The organism is Streptomyces sp. NPDC057654 (assembly GCF_042800135.1).
In the GTDB taxonomy this organism is placed as follows: Bacteria; Actinomycetota; Actinomycetes; order Streptomycetales; family Streptomycetaceae; genus Streptomyces.
Window position 1 is genome coordinate 1 of the sequence record NZ_JBHVHQ010001402.1, and the last position, 1,300, is coordinate 1,300.

At 73.3% G+C, this 1,300-nt stretch carries 1 protein-coding gene and 1 pseudogene; one reads left to right on the forward strand and one right to left on the reverse strand.

Going from position 1 to position 1,300, the window contains the following annotated elements; translation table 11 throughout:
- A pseudogene (locus ACFU99_RS43930) lies at positions 1–291 on the reverse strand (cell division protein ZapE); the annotation flags it as partial.
- Positions 292–359: 68 nt separating this feature from the next.
- Here ACFU99_RS43930 and ACFU99_RS43935 point away from each other — a divergent pair.
- Complete coding sequence (locus tag ACFU99_RS43935) at positions 360–1,238, forward strand: pyrimidine reductase family protein (protein WP_384404430.1); 879 nt, start codon at positions 360–362, stop codon at positions 1,236–1,238.
- Positions 1,239–1,300: the final 62 nt, after the last annotated feature.

Genomic DNA, 1,300 nt, shown 5'->3' on the forward strand with positions numbered 1-1,300 from the left:
CCAGCGCTTCTTGCCGCCGCCCGCCGCGCTCGCCCCGCCGCCGAGCCCGGCGGCGAAGGCGCTCAGCACCGTGACGGCCTCGGCCTGGCTCGGCTGGTTCGGGTCCGGGATGTACGTGTCGAAGCGCGCGGAACCGAAGCGCGGCGGCGGCACCATCTCGGCGACCAGCCGGTCGGCGGGCACGTGCGGGGCGCGGGCGGTCAGCGCGAGCGGCGCACCGTCGGCCGCCGACCCGGCTATCGGGGGCGAGTCGGGGGCGGTGCTGGACTCGGAGGTGGTTGAGGGCGACACAGCCGTCCAGCCTAGTCGCTTCCCCCGGGGACTCGGCGCGGTGAGCGAGCCATGTCACACTGCCGCGTATGCGACGCCTGTTCCCCGCTTCTCACGAAACATCCGATCTCGACAGCCGCCAATGGGGTCTGGACGAGCTGGCGGACGTATACGCCTATCCGATGGACGGCCCGACGGACGGCCCGGCGGCTGGTTCGATGGCTGGTTCGACGGGCGATCTGGCGGGCGGTCCGGCGGACCGTTCCCGGGCCGAGGCCGGCTCCGAGTCCCACAGGGACCGGGACACCGGCTGGCTACGGGCCAACATGGTCTCGTCGCTGGACGGCGCGGCCCACCACGAGGGCAAATCGCAGCCCCTCTCCTCGGACGCCGACATGCGGATCTTCGGCACGCTGCGCGGGCTCGCCGACGCGGTGGTGGTGGGCGCGCAGACCGTACGGCAGGAGGGGTACCGCCCCGCACGCGCCCGCGAGGCGTTCGCGGCCCGGCGCGCGGCGCTCGGCCAGCCGCCGGCCCCGGTGATCGCGGTGGTCAGCGCGAGTCTGGACCTGGACTTCGGGCTTCCGCTGTTCACGGAGCCGCTGGTGCCGACCATCGTGCTGACCGGCGCGGGGGCGGCCCCGGACCGGGTGGCGGCGGCACGCAAGGCGGGGGCGGAGGTGATCGTGGCGGGGGACTCGGCGCGTGTGGAGCCGGACCGGGTCAAGCGGGTGCTCGCGGAGCGCGGCCTCACCAGGCTGCTGACGGAAGGGGGGCCGAAAATGCTCGGTCAGTTCGCGGCAGCGGGGGCACTCGACGAACTGTGCCTCTCGCTGGCCCCGATGGTCGCGGCGGGAGCGGCGCCGCGCATCATGAACGGGCCAGGGCTCGCGGTGCCGGAACGATTCGTCCTCGCGTCCGTCATGGAGGAGGCCGGCTTCCTTTTCACCCGCTACCGTCGGATCTGACAATCAGCGGAATTTCCCGTTCCGGTTAGCTTCCGGCGGGCAGAATTGAGTCAGGCGTGCCC

Excerpts from the sequence above, each read along its gene's own strand:
- ACFU99_RS43935 (WP_384404430.1), top strand. The coding sequence starts at position 360 with ATGCGACGCCTGTTCCCCGCTTCTCACGAAACATCCGATCTCGACAGC.